Here is a 15,197-nt window from a genome sequence, read left to right as displayed (position 1 = left end):
CGCAAAGTTAGGAGGGTTTATTGCTAAAAGGCCTGCCCCAGGCCTACGTGCAGCGTCCACCACAAGCCCCGTTGGCCAGGTCGAGAGGGCAGCCAGCCTCTTCCTATAGCGGGATCGTAGAGCCGCACGGCCCAGTCAGCGCGGAAGACCACGAAAGTCCAGTCCAGTCGAAGCCCCAAGCCGGCCCCCCAGGCCAGCTGACCCAGCGATTCGGGAAACCGAAAGCGGCCCGCCTCGGGCCCAGGGTTGCGGGGGCCGTACCAGACGTTGCCCGCATCGGAGAAGAAGGCCGCGTTCCAGTTCGCGGCCAAGAAGTTGCGCAACAGCTCGGTGCGCCACTCCAGGCTCGCCTCCAGTTTTATGTCTGCTCCGGTGGCCTGTAGGCTTTTGTCCCGAAGTCGGCCGGGCCCGAGTTGGCGGAATTCCCAGCCGCGCACGCTCGTGGGCCCGCCGCCGAAAAAGCGGCTCTCAAAAGGCAGCGTGGGTTGTGCTCCGAAGGGCAGACCCGCGCCCACCAGGAGCTTCCATCCCCAGGTGGCGCGTTCTGAGATCGCGTAATAGCGCCGCGCGTCCAATTGCAGTTTGGCATAAAGGCTATAACTCAGCCGACGGGCCCGGCCCACGCTAGGCAGAGAGCCCTCCAGGATCCCTGGTGTGTAGGCCCAGAGGTCCAGAATCCAGGGTGCTATACCCCCTAGCTCGGCTAGGGCCTCCAGGTAAACGCCGGTCCGACGCGTAAGCAGGTTGGCCGTGATCCAGCGGTACGTCCAACGGGTCACGGAGTTCACGTAGGGCCGGTAGCTTTCCAGCACCGGCACCCCGGCCAGCGTGTCCAAGCCTAGCAGGAAAGCCTGCCGAAAGCCGCGCAGCGTGTCCACGTCCGACCAGAGCAGCTCCAGCAGATCAAATTGGCTCGAGCGGACCCAGTCGTGCTGCAAGTTGGCCCGGTAGCGAATTGTCCACCGAGGCCAGATCCGATATTCGCGTTGCTGGGCCAGCACGCCGGAGAGCTCCAGGGCCATGCGGCTGCTTAGGAGCTCCTGGGCATCCCAGCGCTGAAGCGGAAAGGCCAAATACGGCAGCTCAAAGCGGATTTGGGCTTCGGCCTGCAGACGATCGAAGAATCCAAAGCGGCGCAGCGCAGGCCCAGAGGCCACAGAGGATTCTAAGCTTCCGCTTAGACGCAGGCCCAACTGCTCTCCCTCTCCGAGCAAGTTCGCGTTCTGATACCCAATACCGGAGCTAAAACCAATCCCCTCGCGGCTGATGAAATCACCCTGCACGTCAAGCTGATGCCGAGGCAGGGTGCGCACCTCAAGCCGGACCGGTAGATGGGTTTGTTCCCTCGTTGTCGGGCGCGCCACGGTCAGGTCAGCGAACCCCACCAGAGGCAGATTCGCCAGCTGCTGCTTGGTCGCCAACAGACGGGAGCGGTTGTACCACTCCCCCGGTTGGAACTTGAGCTGCCGCCAGATGCCACCGGGTTCTAGAAAAGGTTCCCCGTTCAGGTGCGCCCGCATCCAGTGGGCTTGTCCATCCGGGCTTTTGTCGGCGGGCAAGCGCAGGGAATCGGTGCGAGCGGGGCTCTGGGGAAGGGGTCCTTCGACGAATGCGCTCACGTCGCCGATGCGGAAGCGCGGTCCGGTTCGAATGGAAAGCTCCAGGCGCGCCTCAGCGCGCCGGGGATCGACGGTCACGTAGGCGCGGATGCTGTCTAGATTGGCCGCCGCGTATCCGTGATCGTGCAGCCAGTTTAGAATTCGGTCCCGCTCCTCAACCAACAGCAGTTCGTCTAAGGGTTTACCCGGCCTTAGAGGGCCGCGCGGTCGGCGCAGCAGGGTCTCCAGTTCCGGGGGAGCGCCCGCGATGCGCACATCCGACCAGGTCGTGCGCGGCCCCTCCCGGATGCGGAAGCGCACCGTGACCTGGCTGGGGTCGCCTATCCGGTATACGAACTGGGTATCCACTTGTACGGAGCGGAAGCCACGGCGCCGGTAGAAGCGCTCCAGGGTTCTCCGGTCGGCCGAGACCCGGGCCGTGTCCAACAGTTGGGGGGGCTCACCACTCTGCAGAAGCACCCGGCGCAAGAAGGGGGGCAGACGACGATTTTGACCCAGTTCGTACATCCAGAGCCATATCGGCAGTCGGGGCCAGGGTAGAAAGTCAAGCAGCCTTCGGTTAGGGCGTGTTTGCAGCAGAAGCAATAGCTCTTCATCGGCAAAGGTCCGATTGCCCTCCAGCTGCACCTCGCGCACTAAGGGCGGGCGTGCTGGCTGGGCCATTGCCCAGCCCGTTCCTCCGAATCCGAGTCCTATCCAGAGCCACCACCAGCCTCGCATGCGGACGCGCATCTGTTCGCTTTGGGGAAGAAAAATACGGTCGCCGGGCCGATGGGAGAAACCCAATCGGCCGGTCGGAGGTAAGGCCGGCAGGGGCCAGCTTGACATCCCCTTCGGCTACGGCCTATTTTCTGTCGGCTTGCATGGAGTCGAGGTGCGAATGCATCCCTGTCCGCAGGTGACTTGCGCGCCTTGTCTCCAGCGGGGGTGCACCAATCGGTAAGGAGAAGGGTATGGGTAGACGGCTGTTCGTCTACGACGAAGGAGCCTGCGCCTTCGTCGAAGCCCGCCCCTCTTGGGGTCGTCGTTACGGGGTTCTGCTCTTCGTGTTTTTCTCGGGCGTCGCTTTGAGCCTTCTTGGGCTTTGGCTGTTGAGCCCCGTTCTGGGCACGCCGGCTGAGACGGCTTTGCGTGCGGAGAACGAGGCTCTGCGGCAGGAGGTGGAGCGAACCCAGCATCGGATTCAGGCCCTGCAGGCGCGTTTGGAGCGGCTAGTCCGCCGCGATGAGGAGCTGTACCGTTTGCTGCTCGGAGCCAGGCCGCTGGATCCAGCGGAACGTCAGGTGGCCGTGGGCGGCGCCGATGCGTATCGCTCTTTGGAGGGCTTCTCCACCCCTGCGGCCGCTGCTTTAGAACGGTTGGTGGAGCAGCTGGATCGTTTAGAGCGGCAGATCCAGCTCCAACAGGCCAGCTTTGGGGAGCTGGATCGGCTACTGCGGGAGCGGGAAAAGCTGCTGTCCGCGCTTCCGGCCATTCTGCCCGTACAAGGGCGGCTGATCAGCGGCTTCGGGCAGCGTCTGCACCCCATCTTGCGCATCGTGCGGGATCACGAAGGCGTGGATTTTATCGCTCCGCCCGGCACACCGGTGTACGCCACCGGGGATGGGGTGATCCAGAAGCTCGAGTCCGGCGGAGGCTATGGCAATCACATCGTCATCGAGCACGGCTTTGGGTATACGAGCCTGTACGGACACCTACGAGCCTTCGCTCCGGGGATGCGGCCTGGGCGCAAGGTCAAGCGGGGAGAGGTGATCGGCTACATCGGGAACACGGGGCTCTCCACGGGTCCGCATCTGCACTATGAGGTGCGCCGCTTCGGGCGGCCTTTAAATCCGCTGCATTTCTTCGTGGCGGACTTGACCCCAGCCCAGTACCAGGCACTGCGTCAGGCGGCAGAACGCAGCCGCGTTTCCCTGGACTAAAGCCGTTGCGACCGCTAGCCCGGCAGGCGTATCTTCGCGCCCGGAGAGGTGCCGGAGCGGTTGAACGGGGCGGTCTCGAAAACCGCTAGACCCCTTCCGGGGTCTCGAGGGTTCGAATCCCTCCCTCTCCGCTGGGGCTTTAGCAGGGCAACAATAGCGGGTAGATCCGAGTTGCGCCTTCCCAAAAAGCTACAAGAGGAGGGGTCTATAGCCGAGCCGGTGCGCTCGGTTAAGGCAACAGCTCCTCTGGCACGTCTAGCTCCATCCGCAACAAAGCCGAGGCGTAGGTCTTCCCCTGGGCGTCAAGCTTAAGGGAGACCGTGCCCCCACCGCCCAGGGCGCGGTGCAAAACGAAGTTGAGCGCGTGCAAGTTGGGTAGTTCGTAACGCTCCACCGGTCCCAAGCAGATGCCCGCAAAGTGCGCACGCACGCGCTCGGCGGTGAGCGTCTCTAAAAGCAAGGGATAGTATTCCGGCTTTCTGGCTATAACGCCGATGTTAACGGCATCTCCTTTGTCGCCGGAGCGAGCGATGGCCAGATCCCACAGCCGCACCCGAGCCATGGTCTTCAGTCGAAGATGTCGAATAGATCCGACCACTTTTTGCGCTTCTGCGGGTACGGGGGGTGCCCCTTGTAGAAGCGCTCGTATTCCCGCTCATACTCTCGATCGAGCTCCCGGGCCGCGCCGAGCAGTTTCTCCAGCTCCCCGCGGTCCAGCCACACCCCGCGGCATTGGGGGCAGACGTCGATCAGCACCCCGTTGCGGACCACCTCTTGCATTCCGGTCTGGCAGTTGGGGCAGAGCAGCAGCGGCATCTGCACCTCCTCGTTTGACCAAGGCAAAGATGGCGCATGCTAACGGCAGCCGGCAAGCTTAGGGGATGATCTTGTTGAGCGGATATTCGATGATCCCCTCTGCGCCCCGGCGTTTCAGTTCCGGAATGAGCTGACGCACAAGCGCCTCGTCTATGATCGTCTCTACGGCCACCCAGCCGGGCAGGGCCAAGTCCGCGATTGTGGGGTTGCGCAGGGAGGGCAAAATGGAGACGATTTGGGGAACGTCTTCGCGTCGGCAGTTGAGCTTCAGCCCCACTTTGCCCTCGGCTAAAATGGCGCCCTGGACCAGGAGGGCTAGGTTTTCGATCTTCTGCCGCTTCCAGGGATCGGCCCAGGCGAAGTGGCTGGCGATAAGTTGCGTATTGGATTCCAGCACCACGTCCACGATGCGGAGCTTGTTGGCCTTGAGGGAGGTGCCGGTCTCCGTCACCTCCACGATGGCATCGGCCAAATACGGGGCCTTTACCTCCGTAGCGCCCCAAGAGAACTCCACTTCCGCCTCGATGCCGCGTTCGGCAAGCCACCTGCGCGTGATGTTGACCACCTCCGTAGCGATGCGTTTGCCCTGCAGGTTGTGGACGCTTTGGATCGGAGAATCCTCAGGCACGGCCAGAACCCAGCGCACAGGCCGGAAGCTCGTTTTAGAATAGATGAGGTCGGCTACGACCACCACGTCGGCGCCGGTCTCTAGGACCCAGTCTTTGCCTGTAAAGCCGGCGTCGAAGAGCCCTAGGGAGACGTAGCGGGCCATCTCTTGGGCCCGCACGAGCATGGCCGTGATCTCCTCGTCTTCGGATACGGGGAAGTAGGAGCGCTCCTGCACATAAAATCCGAAACCCGCTTTGGCCAGCAGCGTCAAGGTGGCTTGTTGTAAGCTGCCCTTGGGAAGGCCGAGCCGAAGCTTTGGAGCGCCGTTGGGCTCCACGGCCAGAAAACGCTGCATCGCTGTTTGGGTGCTGCTCATGAGCCGGGCTCCCGTTTAGATGCCGAGTTTAGCTCCGCTTGGGTGCGAAACGTGTATAGGATGGCCTCCATTTGGCGCAGAAACTCCCGCTTATCGTAGCGCGGGGCGAAGACCGAGCCGTCGAGCATGTAGATGCGCTGCTGTCCGGGGTCAAAGAACGTGATGTTCACAAAGGGGCCGCCCATGGCGTCGCCGGTCATGCGCCAAAGGCCCCGGCTTTCGTAGGCGAAGCGGCCATGAAAGTTGATCACGGCCTGTTGCACAGGCCGGCGGCGCTCAAGCGTGACGTAGCTGTCCTCGTATTTGCCCCGCAGGTGACGCTGCGTGAGGCTGTCGCGCACGCGCAGGATCCAGGCCGGCGTGATCTGATCGGGCCGGGCGCGATCACGCCACCAGACGAAAAACCACCGCTGGTTATCGGGAAGCAGGCGTCGGACCCAGACGAAGTTCGCCGTGTCTTTGGCGATCAGGTAATCGTGTTGGATGCGCACGCGCCAGCCGTGGCGCCTCAGCAGGCTATCGGCCAAGGCTACTTGTTCAGCTCTGCGGAAAAGATCCTGTTCAGTCCGGGTGCGCTCGACGCGGTCAAAGAGCGCGCGCAGTTCTGGGGCCTTTTCGCGCACAAACCGGATCAGATCCTGCTCGCCGGCCGCCGTCAGGTAGAGCACCTGCTGATCCTGGGCCCATAGGTTTTGGCGGCTCACGCTCAGAGGATTGCCGGCCCGCACGTAAGCCTGCACGGCCGAGTCCAGGCGCGCTCTTATAAAGGCACTTGCAGGGGTGGGGCCGTCCAGAGGCGCAACGAAGACGATGTTCCGATCGCGTTTGAGCCGCTCAAAAGCGGCCTGATCGCGTAAGGCCTTAAAGGCCAGGTCAAACCACGGTTCCGGCTGCGGGAGCGTTTCGACATCGCCCCCGAAGACTTCGCGAACGGCCTCACCCAGCGGGCCAGCCCAGGCCGCCGAATCCATGGCGATCGTCACAAGTCCCGGCCTGCCGACCGAGGGGGGGAGAAACTCCGCGGGACTCAGGCGGCAGGCCGCGCCCAAAAGGACGAGGGGCAGAAGGAGCTCGCTACGCGGCATGAACGCTCATCCCCGCCTTAAGCGCGCGCACCCACGCGATGAGCTGCTCCAGCCAGTCGGGGCTGGGATAGGCGCGCTCTAGGCGTTCTACCAAGGCGCTTCCGACGATGATCCCGTCGGCGTACTCCAGCATAGCGCCGGCGTCCTCCGGGGTCGCGATGCCGAAGCCCACCAGCAGGGGGTTGCGCCGCACCAGCTGACGCGCCCGCTCCAGAAAAGCCCGCGCCTGCTCCGCCACTCCGGTTCGCGCCCCCGTTACGCCCGTAATCGAGACGGCGTACACAAAGCCCCGGCTGAGCCCGTCGATCTGCCGCAGCCGATCCGCCGATGAGGTGGGGGCCGCCAGCAGCACCAGGTTCAGGCCCGCACGATCGAAAGCCTCCCCGACCCAAGGGCGTTCTTCGAGGGGTAAGTCCGGGATGATCAGTCCGTCAAGGCCTGAGGCGCGCGCAGCGTGCGCAAACGCCTCTACCCCGTAAGCCAAGATGGGGTTGAGATAGCCCATGAGCACCAGAGGAGTGTGCGGATCGCGCCGACGGAAGGCGTGCACGCACTCCAGAATCCAGGATAGATCGATTCCGTAGGCGAGGGCGCGCTGGCTGGCGCGCTGGATCGTGGGGCCGTCGGCCAGAGGGTCGCTAAAGGGGGCGCCGATTTCCAGAAAATCGGCGCCGGCTTCAACCAGCGCATGCCAAAGCGGTAGCGCGGCCTCTGGCTCCGGAAGGCCGGCCATAACGTACAGGCCCAGCACCGGACGGCGCCGTCGAAACAGCTCCTGCAGGCGGTTTGGGGCGACTTCATGCATGCGCAGGCTCCTTGTCGCCTCCCGAGGCCTCCATAAGCGTGGTCATGTCCTTGTCCCCGCGGCCGGAGCAGTTAAGCACGATCAGGTCTTCGGGGCTTGTTTCGGGCATGAGCTTGCGGAGAAACGCCACGGCGTGCGCTGTCTCTAGCGCGGGCAGAATCCCCTCAAGCCGCGTCAACAAGCGCACCCCCTCTAGGGCTTCGGCGTCCGTTACGGCCTCATAGCGCACGCGCCCGACGTCGCGCAGGTAGCTGTGCTCGGGTCCCACGCCGGGATAGTCTAGCCCCGCCGAGAGGGAGTAAGCGGGCTGAATTTGCCCATCTGGGGTTTGCAGCGCGTACGTATAGGCGCCATGCAGGACCCCAGGGCGGCCGCGGCTGAGCGTGGCGGCCGTTTTGTCCGTGTCCAGCCCCAGTCCCGCGGCCTCGACCCCGTAAAGCCGCACGGAGGGCTCCGCCAGAAAGGGGTAAAAGAGCCCGATCGCGTTTGATCCCCCGCCTACGCAAGCGACCAGGTGCGTGGGCAGCCGTCCCTCGCGGGCCAGAAGTTGATCCCGCACCTCATCGCCGATGATGCGCTGAAAATCCCGCACGAGCAGGGGATACGGATGAGGGCCGACCACGGAGCCGATCACGTAAAACGTCGTGCGCACGTTCGTGACCCAGTCCCGGATGGCCTCGTTGATGGCGTCTTTTAGAGTGCCGGTGCCGGTCGAGACGGCCCGTACTTCGGCCCCGAGCAAGCGCATGCGCTCCACGTTCAGGCGCTGCCGGCGCATATCGAGCGCGCCCATATAGACGACGCACTCCAGGCCGAATCGGGCGCAGGCCGTGGCCGTGGCCACCCCGTGCTGCCCGGCTCCGGTCTCGGCCAGAATGCGGCGTTTGCCCATGCGCAGGGCCAGAAGCACCTGCCCTAAGGCGTTGTTGATCTTGTGCGCGCCCGTATGGCAGAGGTCCTCCCGCTTGAGGTATATGCGCCCCCGTCCAAAGTGGGCGCTCAGGCGCTCGGCATACGTAAGCGGGGTGGGCCGGCCTACGTACTCGGCCAAAAGCGACCGATAGGCCTGCCAGAAGGCCGGATCTTGACGGGCCTCTCGATAGGCGGCTTCCAACTCCTCGAGGGCCGGCATGAGCGTCTCGGGCACAAACCGACCTCCGTAGGGACCGAACCGCCCTCGGGCGTCGGGCTGCGGCGCAAGCACAGCTTGAACGGGCTCCATTTAGACGTGCTCCTGGGCCTCTAAGGCGGACCAAGCGGCAAAGAGCGCCTGCAGTTTGGCGCCGTCCTTGCGGCCCGGTGCAACCTCCAGACGGCTGTTGACGTCTAGCGCGAAGGGCCGCACGGTTTGGGCGGCCAGGACAAGGTTATCGGGGCCGATCCCTCCAGCCAGAAACAGGGGTGTTTCTTGGGCCAACGCCCGCGCCAGGCGCCAGTTGAAGGTGTGCCCCGTGCCACCCCACAGGTTATGATCGAAGCTATCCAGCAGCAGGTAATCCGCCGCGCCCCGATAGGGTTCGGCCAGCTTCTGGATTTGCTCTATGCTGGCATCGTGGGCTACGGCTATGGCCTTGATCACCCGCAGCCCTCGAGCGCGCAACGCATACAGCAGCTCGGGGGGCTCTAGCCCATGCAGTTGCACCAGTCGGATGCCTGTTGCGCGGGTGATCTCCAGGATCGCCTCGAGGTCGGCGTTTACGAACACGCCCACGGGTTCTGGGCCGTGCACCCAGGCCAAGATCTCCCGGACCCGCTCCGGCTCCACGTAGCGAGGGCTTTGGGGGTAGAAGATGAACCCCAAGTAATCGGCTCCCCCAGCGGCCACCAGCCGGGCGTCATCCAAGCACGTAATGCCGCAAACTTTCAGCCGAGGTTTGCCGTAGCCGCTCATAGAAGTCATGACGCAGACGGTAGAGCGCCTCGCCAGGGTCGGGCGCGCGCATAAGCGATTCCCCGATCAAGGCGGCTTCAACGTTATGCTGGTAGAGAAACCATAGATCATCGGCCGAGCGAATACCGGACTCGGAGACTTTCAGCACATGCGTGGGCACGTGGGCCAGGATCTCCACCGAGTGCCGCAAGTCCACCGCAAAGGTGCGCAGGTCTCGGTTGTTGACGCCAATTAAGCGAACGGCGTCAAAGTCCACCCGCTCCAACTCCTCCTGGGAGTATAGCTCCAGAAGCACGCCCAGCCCCAGGCCGCGGGCGGCCTGCAGAAGGTCTTGAAGCTGATAGCGGTCCAAGATGGACGCGATCAGCAGCACGGCGTCCGCTCCGAAGGCGCGCGCCTCGTAGAGCTGGAATTCATCGATGATGAAGTCCTTGCGGATCAACGGGACATCCACCCAGGGCCGGATCCGTCGCAGGTTTTCCAAAGACCCCCCGAAGAAGGGCTCCTCGGTGAGCACCGAAAGCGCCGCGGCTCCGGCCAGGCGGTAGCTCGTGGCTATGGAGACTACGTCCGGAGCGCTTCGGATCCGGCCGGCCGAGGGGGAAGCAGGCTTGATTTCGGCGATCAGGGCCATGGGCCCGTTTTGGCGCAGCGCCCGCTCTAGGTCCAGGATCGGACCTCCAAAATAGGGCATGGACTCCAGGTAGGCGCGCGTGTAGCGCCGTTTGCGCTCCGCTAGATCCGCCCGCGTACGCTCCAAGATGCGTTCCAAGATGTTCATACGGACTTTTCCCTTATCCGACGCAACGCTTCCAGCACGGCCCAGGCGCGACCGCTCTCGAGGCTATCTCGGGCTAGCTCTAGGCCTCGAGTGGGGTCTTCAGCCGCCCCCGACGCGTAGAGGGCGAAAGCTGCGTTCAAGAGCACCGCATCGCGGTAGGGCCCGGGTTCTCCTTCCAACAAAGCAGCCAGGGCGCGGGCGTTCTCCTGGGGCGAGCCGCCCCGAAGGGCCTCTGGGGCGCTGCGCTCTAGTCCCAGGTCCTCCGGGCTTATCCGGTAGATACGCTTGCCCTGTCCGGAGCGGTATTCGTAAACCGTCGTGGGGGCGCAGACGGAGAGCTCATCCCAGCCCTCATCGCTGTGTACGACCAGAATGTGCTCCCATCCCAACAGGACGGCTACCTCCAAGATCTGCTGTGCGGCCTCGTGCGAAAAGGCCCCTATGAGCTGCCGCCGCACGGGGGCGGGGTTAAGCAGGGGGCCCATGAGGTTGAAGCAGGTGCGCACGCCCAGGGCACGTCGCACGGGCGCCACCTGCCGCATGGCCGGATGGTAGCGGGGCGCGAACAGAAACGCCATCCCGTGCTCTTGAAGGGCCCAGGACGCCTCCTCGGGTTCCAGCTCAATGGGCACTCCTAAGGCCTCCAGCACGTCGGCCGATCCGGAGCGGCTGGAAACGCCCCGATTGCCGTGTTTGGCCACGGGCACGCCCGCTCCGGCCACCACGAAGGCTACGGCCGTGGAGATGTTTCGGGTTTCGGCGTTGTCGCCTCCGGTGCCGCAGACGTCCACCAGCTGGGGGTGTTCAAACGGAATGGGCACGGCGGCTTGGCGCATCACCTCCACAAAAGCCACTAGCTCCTCCAAGGTTTCGCCTCGCGCGCGCAGGCCCAAAAGCAGGGCGGCTGTTTCGAGTTCTGTCCCCTGCCCCTCGATGATCTGCTGCAAAGCGGCCCGGGCTAGCTCTCGCCCCAGCGACTGCCCCTCAGCCAACCGGCCCAAGGCCAAGCGCAGCGGGGATACTGGGTTCATGACGGCCTCTCCTGCGCGCAGGCCCAATCGCGCAGCACCTGGGCCGCCCAGCGCTGCACAAGTTGGGCCCCTACCTGTGTCAGCACGGATTCCGGGTGGAACTGCACCCCCTCTATGGGCCAGTATCGGTGGCGCAGCCCCATGATGAGCCCATCGGCGGTCCAGGCCGAGATCTGCAACACCGGCGGCAGGCTCTCCCGTTCAACGACGAGGCTATGGTAACGGGTCGCCTGAAACGGGTTGGGCAGGCCTGAGAAGATCGTTTGGCCGTCGTGATAAATCGCGCTCGTTTTGCCGTGCAGAGGACGAGGGGCTCGCACGACTCGGCCTCCGAAGACCTCCCCAATGGCCTGATGTCCCAGGCAGACCCCCAGAATGGGCACTTGGCCCCCGAAGTGGGCGATGACGGACTCCGTGATCCCGGCCTCATGAGGCCGGCCAGGTCCGGGGGAGATCACGATCCCGGCCGGCTCAAGCGCCCAAAGCTCCTGCAGGCCTACGGCGTCGTTCCGAAAGACGCGGATTCGGTCCGTTACGCCATAAAGCAGCTGCACGAGGTTGTAGGTGAAGGAGTCGTAGTTGTCGATGACGACAATCATGGTTCGTTCCTTGTGGCGAAGACCGAGCTATAGGTCGTCAACAGGCCCGTGGCCTGCCGCACCCGCTCCATGAGCTCTTCGGCCACCTCGCGCGCCCGGCGTCCGCCTTCCCGCAAGATGTCCCGGACTTCATCCAGGTGGGCCTCCCAGTACAGGCGCCGCTCTCGGGCCTCGGCGAAGTAATGCTCCATGAGCGTATATAGGCGCTCCTTGGCCTGTCCGTAGCCGTATCCCCCTCGTAGATAGGCCTTGCGGATCTCGGCTAGCTCTTCCGGGGTGGCGAACAGTTTCAGCAGCGCGAAAACGGTGCAGGTATCCGGGTCTTTGGGGGCCTCCAGAGGCGTGGAGTCCGTGACGATGCTCATGATGCGCTTGCGCAGGGCCGGCCCAGAGGCGAAGATCTCGATCGTGTTGCCGTAGGACTTAGACATCTTCTGCCCGTCGATACCCGGCACGACGGCCACATCGGGATGGATGTAAGGCTCCGGAAGCTTCAACAGCTCCCCGTAAAGATGGTTGAACTTCTGCGCGATGTCGCGCGCAAATTCCAGATGCTGCTTCTGATCTTGTCCCACGGGCACGAGCTCTGCTCCGTAGATCAAAATGTCGGCCGCTTGCAAAACGGGGTATGTCAGCAGCCCTGCCACCGGCGATAGCCCCTTGGCGATCTTGTCCTTATAAGAGACCCCCTTTTCGAGCAGGCTCACGGGCACAAGGCAGCTGAAAATCCAGGCTAGCTCCGTCACCTGCGGCACGTCGCTTTGCAGAAAGAAGGTAGCCCGTTCGGGGTCCAGGCCCAGGGCCAGGTAGTCTAGGGCCACATCTAGCGTATAGCGCTCCAACAGCGCCCGATCCTGCATCGAGGTCAGCGCATGATAGTTGGCAATGAAGTAGAAGGCGCGGTTTTCGTATTGGAAGGCCAGATGTTGGCGAATGGCCCCAAAGTAGTTGCCGATATGCAGACGGCCTGAGGGCTGGATGCCGGACAAGATCACGCGCCCCTTGGGCAGATGGGGCACTAACTCTTGCACGTGATCGGTCGCGGTGCGCATGGTCTGTTTTCCCTTCTTCTATGTCGGTTCTATCGCAGATAGCTCCAGGTTGGCGGAAGCAAGCGCCAGGGCGCGTTCCAGGGCGCGGGCCTTGGCGAGCGTTTCCTCGTATTCCCGTTCGGGCAGGGAGTCGGCCACCACGCCGGCCCCCGCCTGATAAAAAAGCCGATCTCGGGTGGCGATGAAGGTGCGGATTGCGATGCAAGTATCCAGATTGCCGTGCAAATCCAAGTATCCCACGGCGCCCGCGTACGGGCCCCGGGATTCGGGTTCGAGTTCGTGTATGATCTCCATAGCGCGCACCTTGGGGGCGCCGGTTACGGTGCCGGCCGGAAAACAGGCCCGCAGCGCCTCTACGGCGCTCACCTCGGCCCGCAGGCGGGCCGTAACGTGCGAGACCAAGTGCATGACGTGCGAGTAGCGCTCCACAAAGCCGTAACGCTCCACCCGCACCGAGCCCGGCTCGGCCACGCGTCCCAGGTCGTTGCGTCCCAAGTCGACGAGCATCACGTGTTCGGCTTGCTCCTTGGGGTCGCCAAGCAGCTCGCGCTCCAGCGCGGCGTCCTCCTCCGGATCGCGGCCTCGCCTTCGCGTGCCGGCTATGGGCAACAGCTCAGCTCGACAGCCCTCGACGCGCACCAGGACCTCTGGAGAAGATCCAAATACGGCGAAGTCCCCAAAGTCCAGGTAAAACAAGTAGGGAGAGGGGTTGATGATGCGCAGGGCCCGGTAGACCTGGAAGGGATCGCCCGTGTATCGGATCCCCCAGCGCTGGCTGAGCACGACCTGAAATACGTCCCCGGCCTCGATGTAAGCAAGCGCCCGCCGCACGGCGGCCTCGAACGCCTCGCGGCTTTGGTTGCTGGTAGGTGCGCGATCCAGCAGCATAAAAGGGGCCGGCTTATCGATTTCCTCCGGGGCCGGCCGTCGCAGCCGTTCCTCCAGCGCGCGCAGCCGCCGCTGCGCCTGGAGCTGATCCTGTGCATAGGTCAACAGAAGCAGCCGCCTCTGAACGTGGTCAAAGGCCACCAGGGTGTCGTACAGTCCAAAGCAAGCCTCCGGGATCGCAAACGGGGCCGGTTTGGGCTCCGGAAGGCGTTCTATGTGTCGCACAGCCTCGTAGCCGATATAGCCCACCGCGCCACCGGAGAAGCGCGGCAGCGCGCTTCCATCTGTCTCTTGAGCCGGAAGGCCAGCGGCGGCGACAAGGGCTTCCAGGGCCCGGAAAACATCCGGGCTCTCTTCTTCGGCTTCGGACGTCGTCCAGCGCACGCGCCCCCGCTGCGAGCGCAGCCATCCTATGGGCTCGCATCCGATGAAGGAGTACCGACCCAGTCGCTCTCCGCCCTCTACGGACTCCAAAAGAAAGGAAAGCGCCCCCTGCCTTCGAAGCCTCAGGTAGGCCGAAACGGGGCTCAGCAGATCCGCCGCGAGGGCCCGAATGAAAAGCCGCCTGTAGCGGCTAGCGCCTTGCTCCACCATGGCTTTCTCTTAAAGCGAAAACGCCCACCGGAGACCGGTGGGCGTTTTCGTAAGAGACCTTTCTCGATTATGCGCAGCATATCCGCCCACCGGTCCGGGGCCCGAACCAGAGCCACCACCACCCGCTATGGGCGATATGCGTACGCCGCATCGTGGCAAACCCCTTTCTGTATGCCCGTTACAGGCTCAAAAGCAAGTATACGGAGAGCACGGTAGAGCAGTCAAGGGCACTGCACGCGTCGATAAGTAAACAACCGCGCCCTATAGCGTGATTTTTTAATGTCGCCTTTATCGAGGCTTAACCCGGGAACGCTTTTTTGGCGGGCGTATTGGGACTAGAGCGGGTGCGCCGATGGGTTTAGCCGACCTGCATATCCATACGATCTATAGCCTGGATGGCACCAGCACAGTACGGGCCGTGCTCAAACGGGCTGCAGAGGTCGGCCTGGACGTTGTTGCGATCACGGATCATGATGAGATCCGAGCTTCTCTGGAAGCGTTGTCTCTGGCTCCGGCCTATGGGCTACAAGTCGTTCCGGGAAGCGAGGTGTCCACGGCGGAGGGGCATCTGCTGGCGCTTTTCGTGTACCGCACCCCCCCTGCCGGGCTTTCTTTAGGCGATACGGTGCGGTGGGTGCGCGATGAGGGGGGGTTGTGCATTATCCCGCACCCGGGTCAGAGCCGCTATAGCGTGCGCTTTGGGACCATCCAGCGGGTGCTTCAGGAGCCGGACGTGGCCCCCTTCATCGTGGGCATGGAGGTATTCAACTCCAGCGCCAACAGCCAGCGGCAAAACGAGATCGCCCACGCAACCCTACAGCGCATGCGATGGCCCCTGGCGCCCATCAGCAGCAGCGACGCCCATCTGCTATCCCTGATCGGATCGGCGGCCACGTATTTTCCGGGCCGTACTGCCGAGGAGTTGCGCCAGGCGCTGCTAGCGCGCAGCACACGCGCCGAGGTGATGGATTTCGCACCCCGCCCACTCTTCTTCCTGCAATGGGGGGCGCATCTGGCCCTGCGATACGCGGGGTGGGTCTCGGTCAACCGAGCTCCAGAGGTGCCTGCGAAGAAGGCCTTTCTAGGGCTAAAAGGTGGCTTTCGGCTCCCTGTGGCGTCGAACGTTTAA

The 15,197-nt window shown here is 63.7% G+C and carries 15 protein-coding genes and 1 tRNA gene; 3 read left to right on the top strand and 13 right to left on the bottom strand.

The window, feature by feature from the left end:
- Positions 1 to 23: 23 nt before the first annotated feature.
- Positions 24 to 2,339 carry a BamA/TamA family outer membrane protein gene (locus tag NZ993_04470; GenBank protein ID MCS7155045.1) on the bottom strand — a complete coding sequence of 772 codons (2,316 nt, stop codon included), beginning with the start codon at positions 2,337 to 2,339 and terminating at the stop codon, positions 24 to 26.
- A gap of 233 nt (positions 2,340 to 2,572) precedes the next feature.
- On the opposite strand from NZ993_04470, the gene NZ993_04465 reads away from it, so the two are divergent.
- Positions 2,573 to 3,541, top strand: a complete 969-nt coding sequence (locus tag NZ993_04465) for a peptidoglycan DD-metalloendopeptidase family protein (protein MCS7155044.1) — start codon at positions 2,573 to 2,575, stop codon at positions 3,539 to 3,541.
- Positions 3,542 to 3,583: 42 nt separating this feature from the next.
- Positions 3,584 to 3,672, top strand: a tRNA-Ser gene (locus tag NZ993_04460).
- Positions 3,673 to 3,770: 98 nt separating this feature from the next.
- Here the strand turns inward: NZ993_04460 and NZ993_04455 are convergent.
- From NZ993_04455 to trpE, 12 genes are read right to left on the bottom strand one after another with little or no spacing between them, the layout of a single operon-like run.
- Positions 3,771 to 4,103 (bottom strand): hypothetical protein, encoded by a 333-nt coding sequence (locus NZ993_04455; GenBank protein ID MCS7155043.1) that lies wholly within the window; start codon positions 4,101 to 4,103, stop codon positions 3,771 to 3,773.
- A gap of 5 nt (positions 4,104 to 4,108) precedes the next feature.
- Positions 4,109 to 4,357 carry a zf-TFIIB domain-containing protein gene (locus NZ993_04450; GenBank protein MCS7155042.1) on the bottom strand — a complete coding sequence of 83 codons (249 nt, stop codon included), beginning with the start codon at positions 4,355 to 4,357 and terminating at the stop codon, positions 4,109 to 4,111.
- 58 nt (positions 4,358 to 4,415) lie between these two features.
- Positions 4,416 to 5,321, bottom strand: a complete 906-nt coding sequence (gene hisG / locus NZ993_04445; protein MCS7155041.1) for an ATP phosphoribosyltransferase — start codon at positions 5,319 to 5,321, stop codon at positions 4,416 to 4,418.
- A gap of 17 nt (positions 5,322 to 5,338) precedes the next feature.
- Positions 5,339 to 6,427 carry a DUF4837 family protein gene (locus NZ993_04440; protein ID MCS7155040.1) on the bottom strand — a complete coding sequence of 363 codons (1,089 nt, stop codon included), beginning with the start codon at positions 6,425 to 6,427 and terminating at the stop codon, positions 5,339 to 5,341.
- Entirely contained in the window at positions 6,417 to 7,232 is an 816-nt protein-coding gene (gene trpA / locus NZ993_04435) for a tryptophan synthase subunit alpha (GenBank protein MCS7155039.1), read from the bottom strand. Before trpA ends, NZ993_04440 begins: the two co-directional genes overlap by 11 nt.
- Positions 7,225 to 8,454: a tryptophan synthase subunit beta gene (gene trpB, locus NZ993_04430; GenBank protein ID MCS7155038.1), complete on the bottom strand. Its 1,230-nt coding sequence runs from the start codon at positions 8,452 to 8,454 to the stop codon at positions 7,225 to 7,227. The genes trpA and trpB overlap by 8 nt, the downstream gene beginning before the upstream one ends.
- Entirely contained in the window at positions 8,455 to 9,075 is a 621-nt protein-coding gene (locus NZ993_04425; GenBank protein MCS7155037.1) for a phosphoribosylanthranilate isomerase, read from the bottom strand.
- Complete coding sequence (gene trpC / locus NZ993_04420; protein MCS7155036.1) at positions 9,068 to 9,904, bottom strand: indole-3-glycerol phosphate synthase TrpC; 837 nt, start codon at positions 9,902 to 9,904, stop codon at positions 9,068 to 9,070. The genes NZ993_04425 and trpC overlap by 8 nt, the downstream gene beginning before the upstream one ends.
- On the bottom strand, positions 9,901 to 10,935 hold the full coding sequence (trpD, locus tag NZ993_04415; protein ID MCS7155035.1) for an anthranilate phosphoribosyltransferase: 1,035 nt from the start codon (positions 10,933 to 10,935) through the stop codon (positions 9,901 to 9,903). Before trpD ends, trpC begins: the two co-directional genes overlap by 4 nt.
- Entirely contained in the window at positions 10,932 to 11,534 is a 603-nt protein-coding gene (locus NZ993_04410; protein MCS7155034.1) for an aminodeoxychorismate/anthranilate synthase component II, read from the bottom strand. Before NZ993_04410 ends, trpD begins: the two co-directional genes overlap by 4 nt.
- Complete coding sequence (gene trpS, locus NZ993_04405) at positions 11,531 to 12,586, bottom strand: tryptophan--tRNA ligase (protein ID MCS7155033.1); 1,056 nt, start codon at positions 12,584 to 12,586, stop codon at positions 11,531 to 11,533. The genes NZ993_04410 and trpS overlap by 4 nt, the downstream gene beginning before the upstream one ends.
- 18 nt (positions 12,587 to 12,604) lie before the next feature.
- Positions 12,605 to 14,068, bottom strand: a complete 1,464-nt coding sequence (gene trpE, locus NZ993_04400; GenBank protein MCS7155032.1) for an anthranilate synthase component I — start codon at positions 14,066 to 14,068, stop codon at positions 12,605 to 12,607.
- Between the two features lie 352 nt (positions 14,069 to 14,420).
- On the opposite strand from trpE, the gene NZ993_04395 reads away from it, so the two are divergent.
- Positions 14,421 to 15,197 carry a PHP domain-containing protein gene (locus NZ993_04395; GenBank protein MCS7155031.1) on the top strand — a complete coding sequence of 259 codons (777 nt, stop codon included), beginning with the start codon at positions 14,421 to 14,423 and terminating at the stop codon, positions 15,195 to 15,197.

The organism is Bacteroidota bacterium (genome assembly GCA_025059945.1).
Lineage (GTDB): Bacteria > Bacteroidota > Rhodothermia > JANXDC01 > JANXDC01 > JANXDC01.
The sequence above is the reverse complement of the archived record's forward strand: the minus strand, read 5'-3'. Positions and strand labels throughout refer to the sequence as shown.

Excerpts from the sequence above, each read along its gene's own strand:
- NZ993_04470 (MCS7155045.1), bottom strand. The coding sequence starts at position 2,339 with ATGCGAGGCTGGTGGTGGCTCTGGATAGGACTCGGATTCGGAGGAACG.
- NZ993_04465 (MCS7155044.1), top strand. The coding sequence starts at position 2,573 with ATGGGTAGACGGCTGTTCGTCTACGACGAAGGAGCCTGCGCCTTCGTC.
- NZ993_04455 (MCS7155043.1), bottom strand. The coding sequence starts at position 4,103 with ATGGCTCGGGTGCGGCTGTGGGATCTGGCCATCGCTCGCTCCGGCGAC.
- NZ993_04450 (MCS7155042.1), bottom strand. The coding sequence starts at position 4,357 with ATGCCGCTGCTGCTCTGCCCCAACTGCCAGACCGGAATGCAAGAGGTG.
- hisG (MCS7155041.1), bottom strand. The coding sequence starts at position 5,321 with ATGCAGCGTTTTCTGGCCGTGGAGCCCAACGGCGCTCCAAAGCTTCGG.
- NZ993_04440 (MCS7155040.1), bottom strand. The coding sequence starts at position 6,427 with ATGCCGCGTAGCGAGCTCCTTCTGCCCCTCGTCCTTTTGGGCGCGGCC.
- trpA (MCS7155039.1), bottom strand. The coding sequence starts at position 7,232 with ATGCATGAAGTCGCCCCAAACCGCCTGCAGGAGCTGTTTCGACGGCGC.
- trpB (MCS7155038.1), bottom strand. The coding sequence starts at position 8,454 with ATGGAGCCCGTTCAAGCTGTGCTTGCGCCGCAGCCCGACGCCCGAGGG.
- trpC (MCS7155036.1), bottom strand. The coding sequence starts at position 9,904 with ATGAACATCTTGGAACGCATCTTGGAGCGTACGCGGGCGGATCTAGCG.
- trpD (MCS7155035.1), bottom strand. The coding sequence starts at position 10,935 with ATGAACCCAGTATCCCCGCTGCGCTTGGCCTTGGGCCGGTTGGCTGAG.
- NZ993_04410 (MCS7155034.1), bottom strand. The coding sequence starts at position 11,534 with ATGATTGTCGTCATCGACAACTACGACTCCTTCACCTACAACCTCGTG.
- trpS (MCS7155033.1), bottom strand. The coding sequence starts at position 12,586 with ATGCGCACCGCGACCGATCACGTGCAAGAGTTAGTGCCCCATCTGCCC.
- trpE (MCS7155032.1), bottom strand. The coding sequence starts at position 14,068 with ATGGTGGAGCAAGGCGCTAGCCGCTACAGGCGGCTTTTCATTCGGGCC.
- NZ993_04395 (MCS7155031.1), top strand. The coding sequence starts at position 14,421 with ATGGGTTTAGCCGACCTGCATATCCATACGATCTATAGCCTGGATGGC.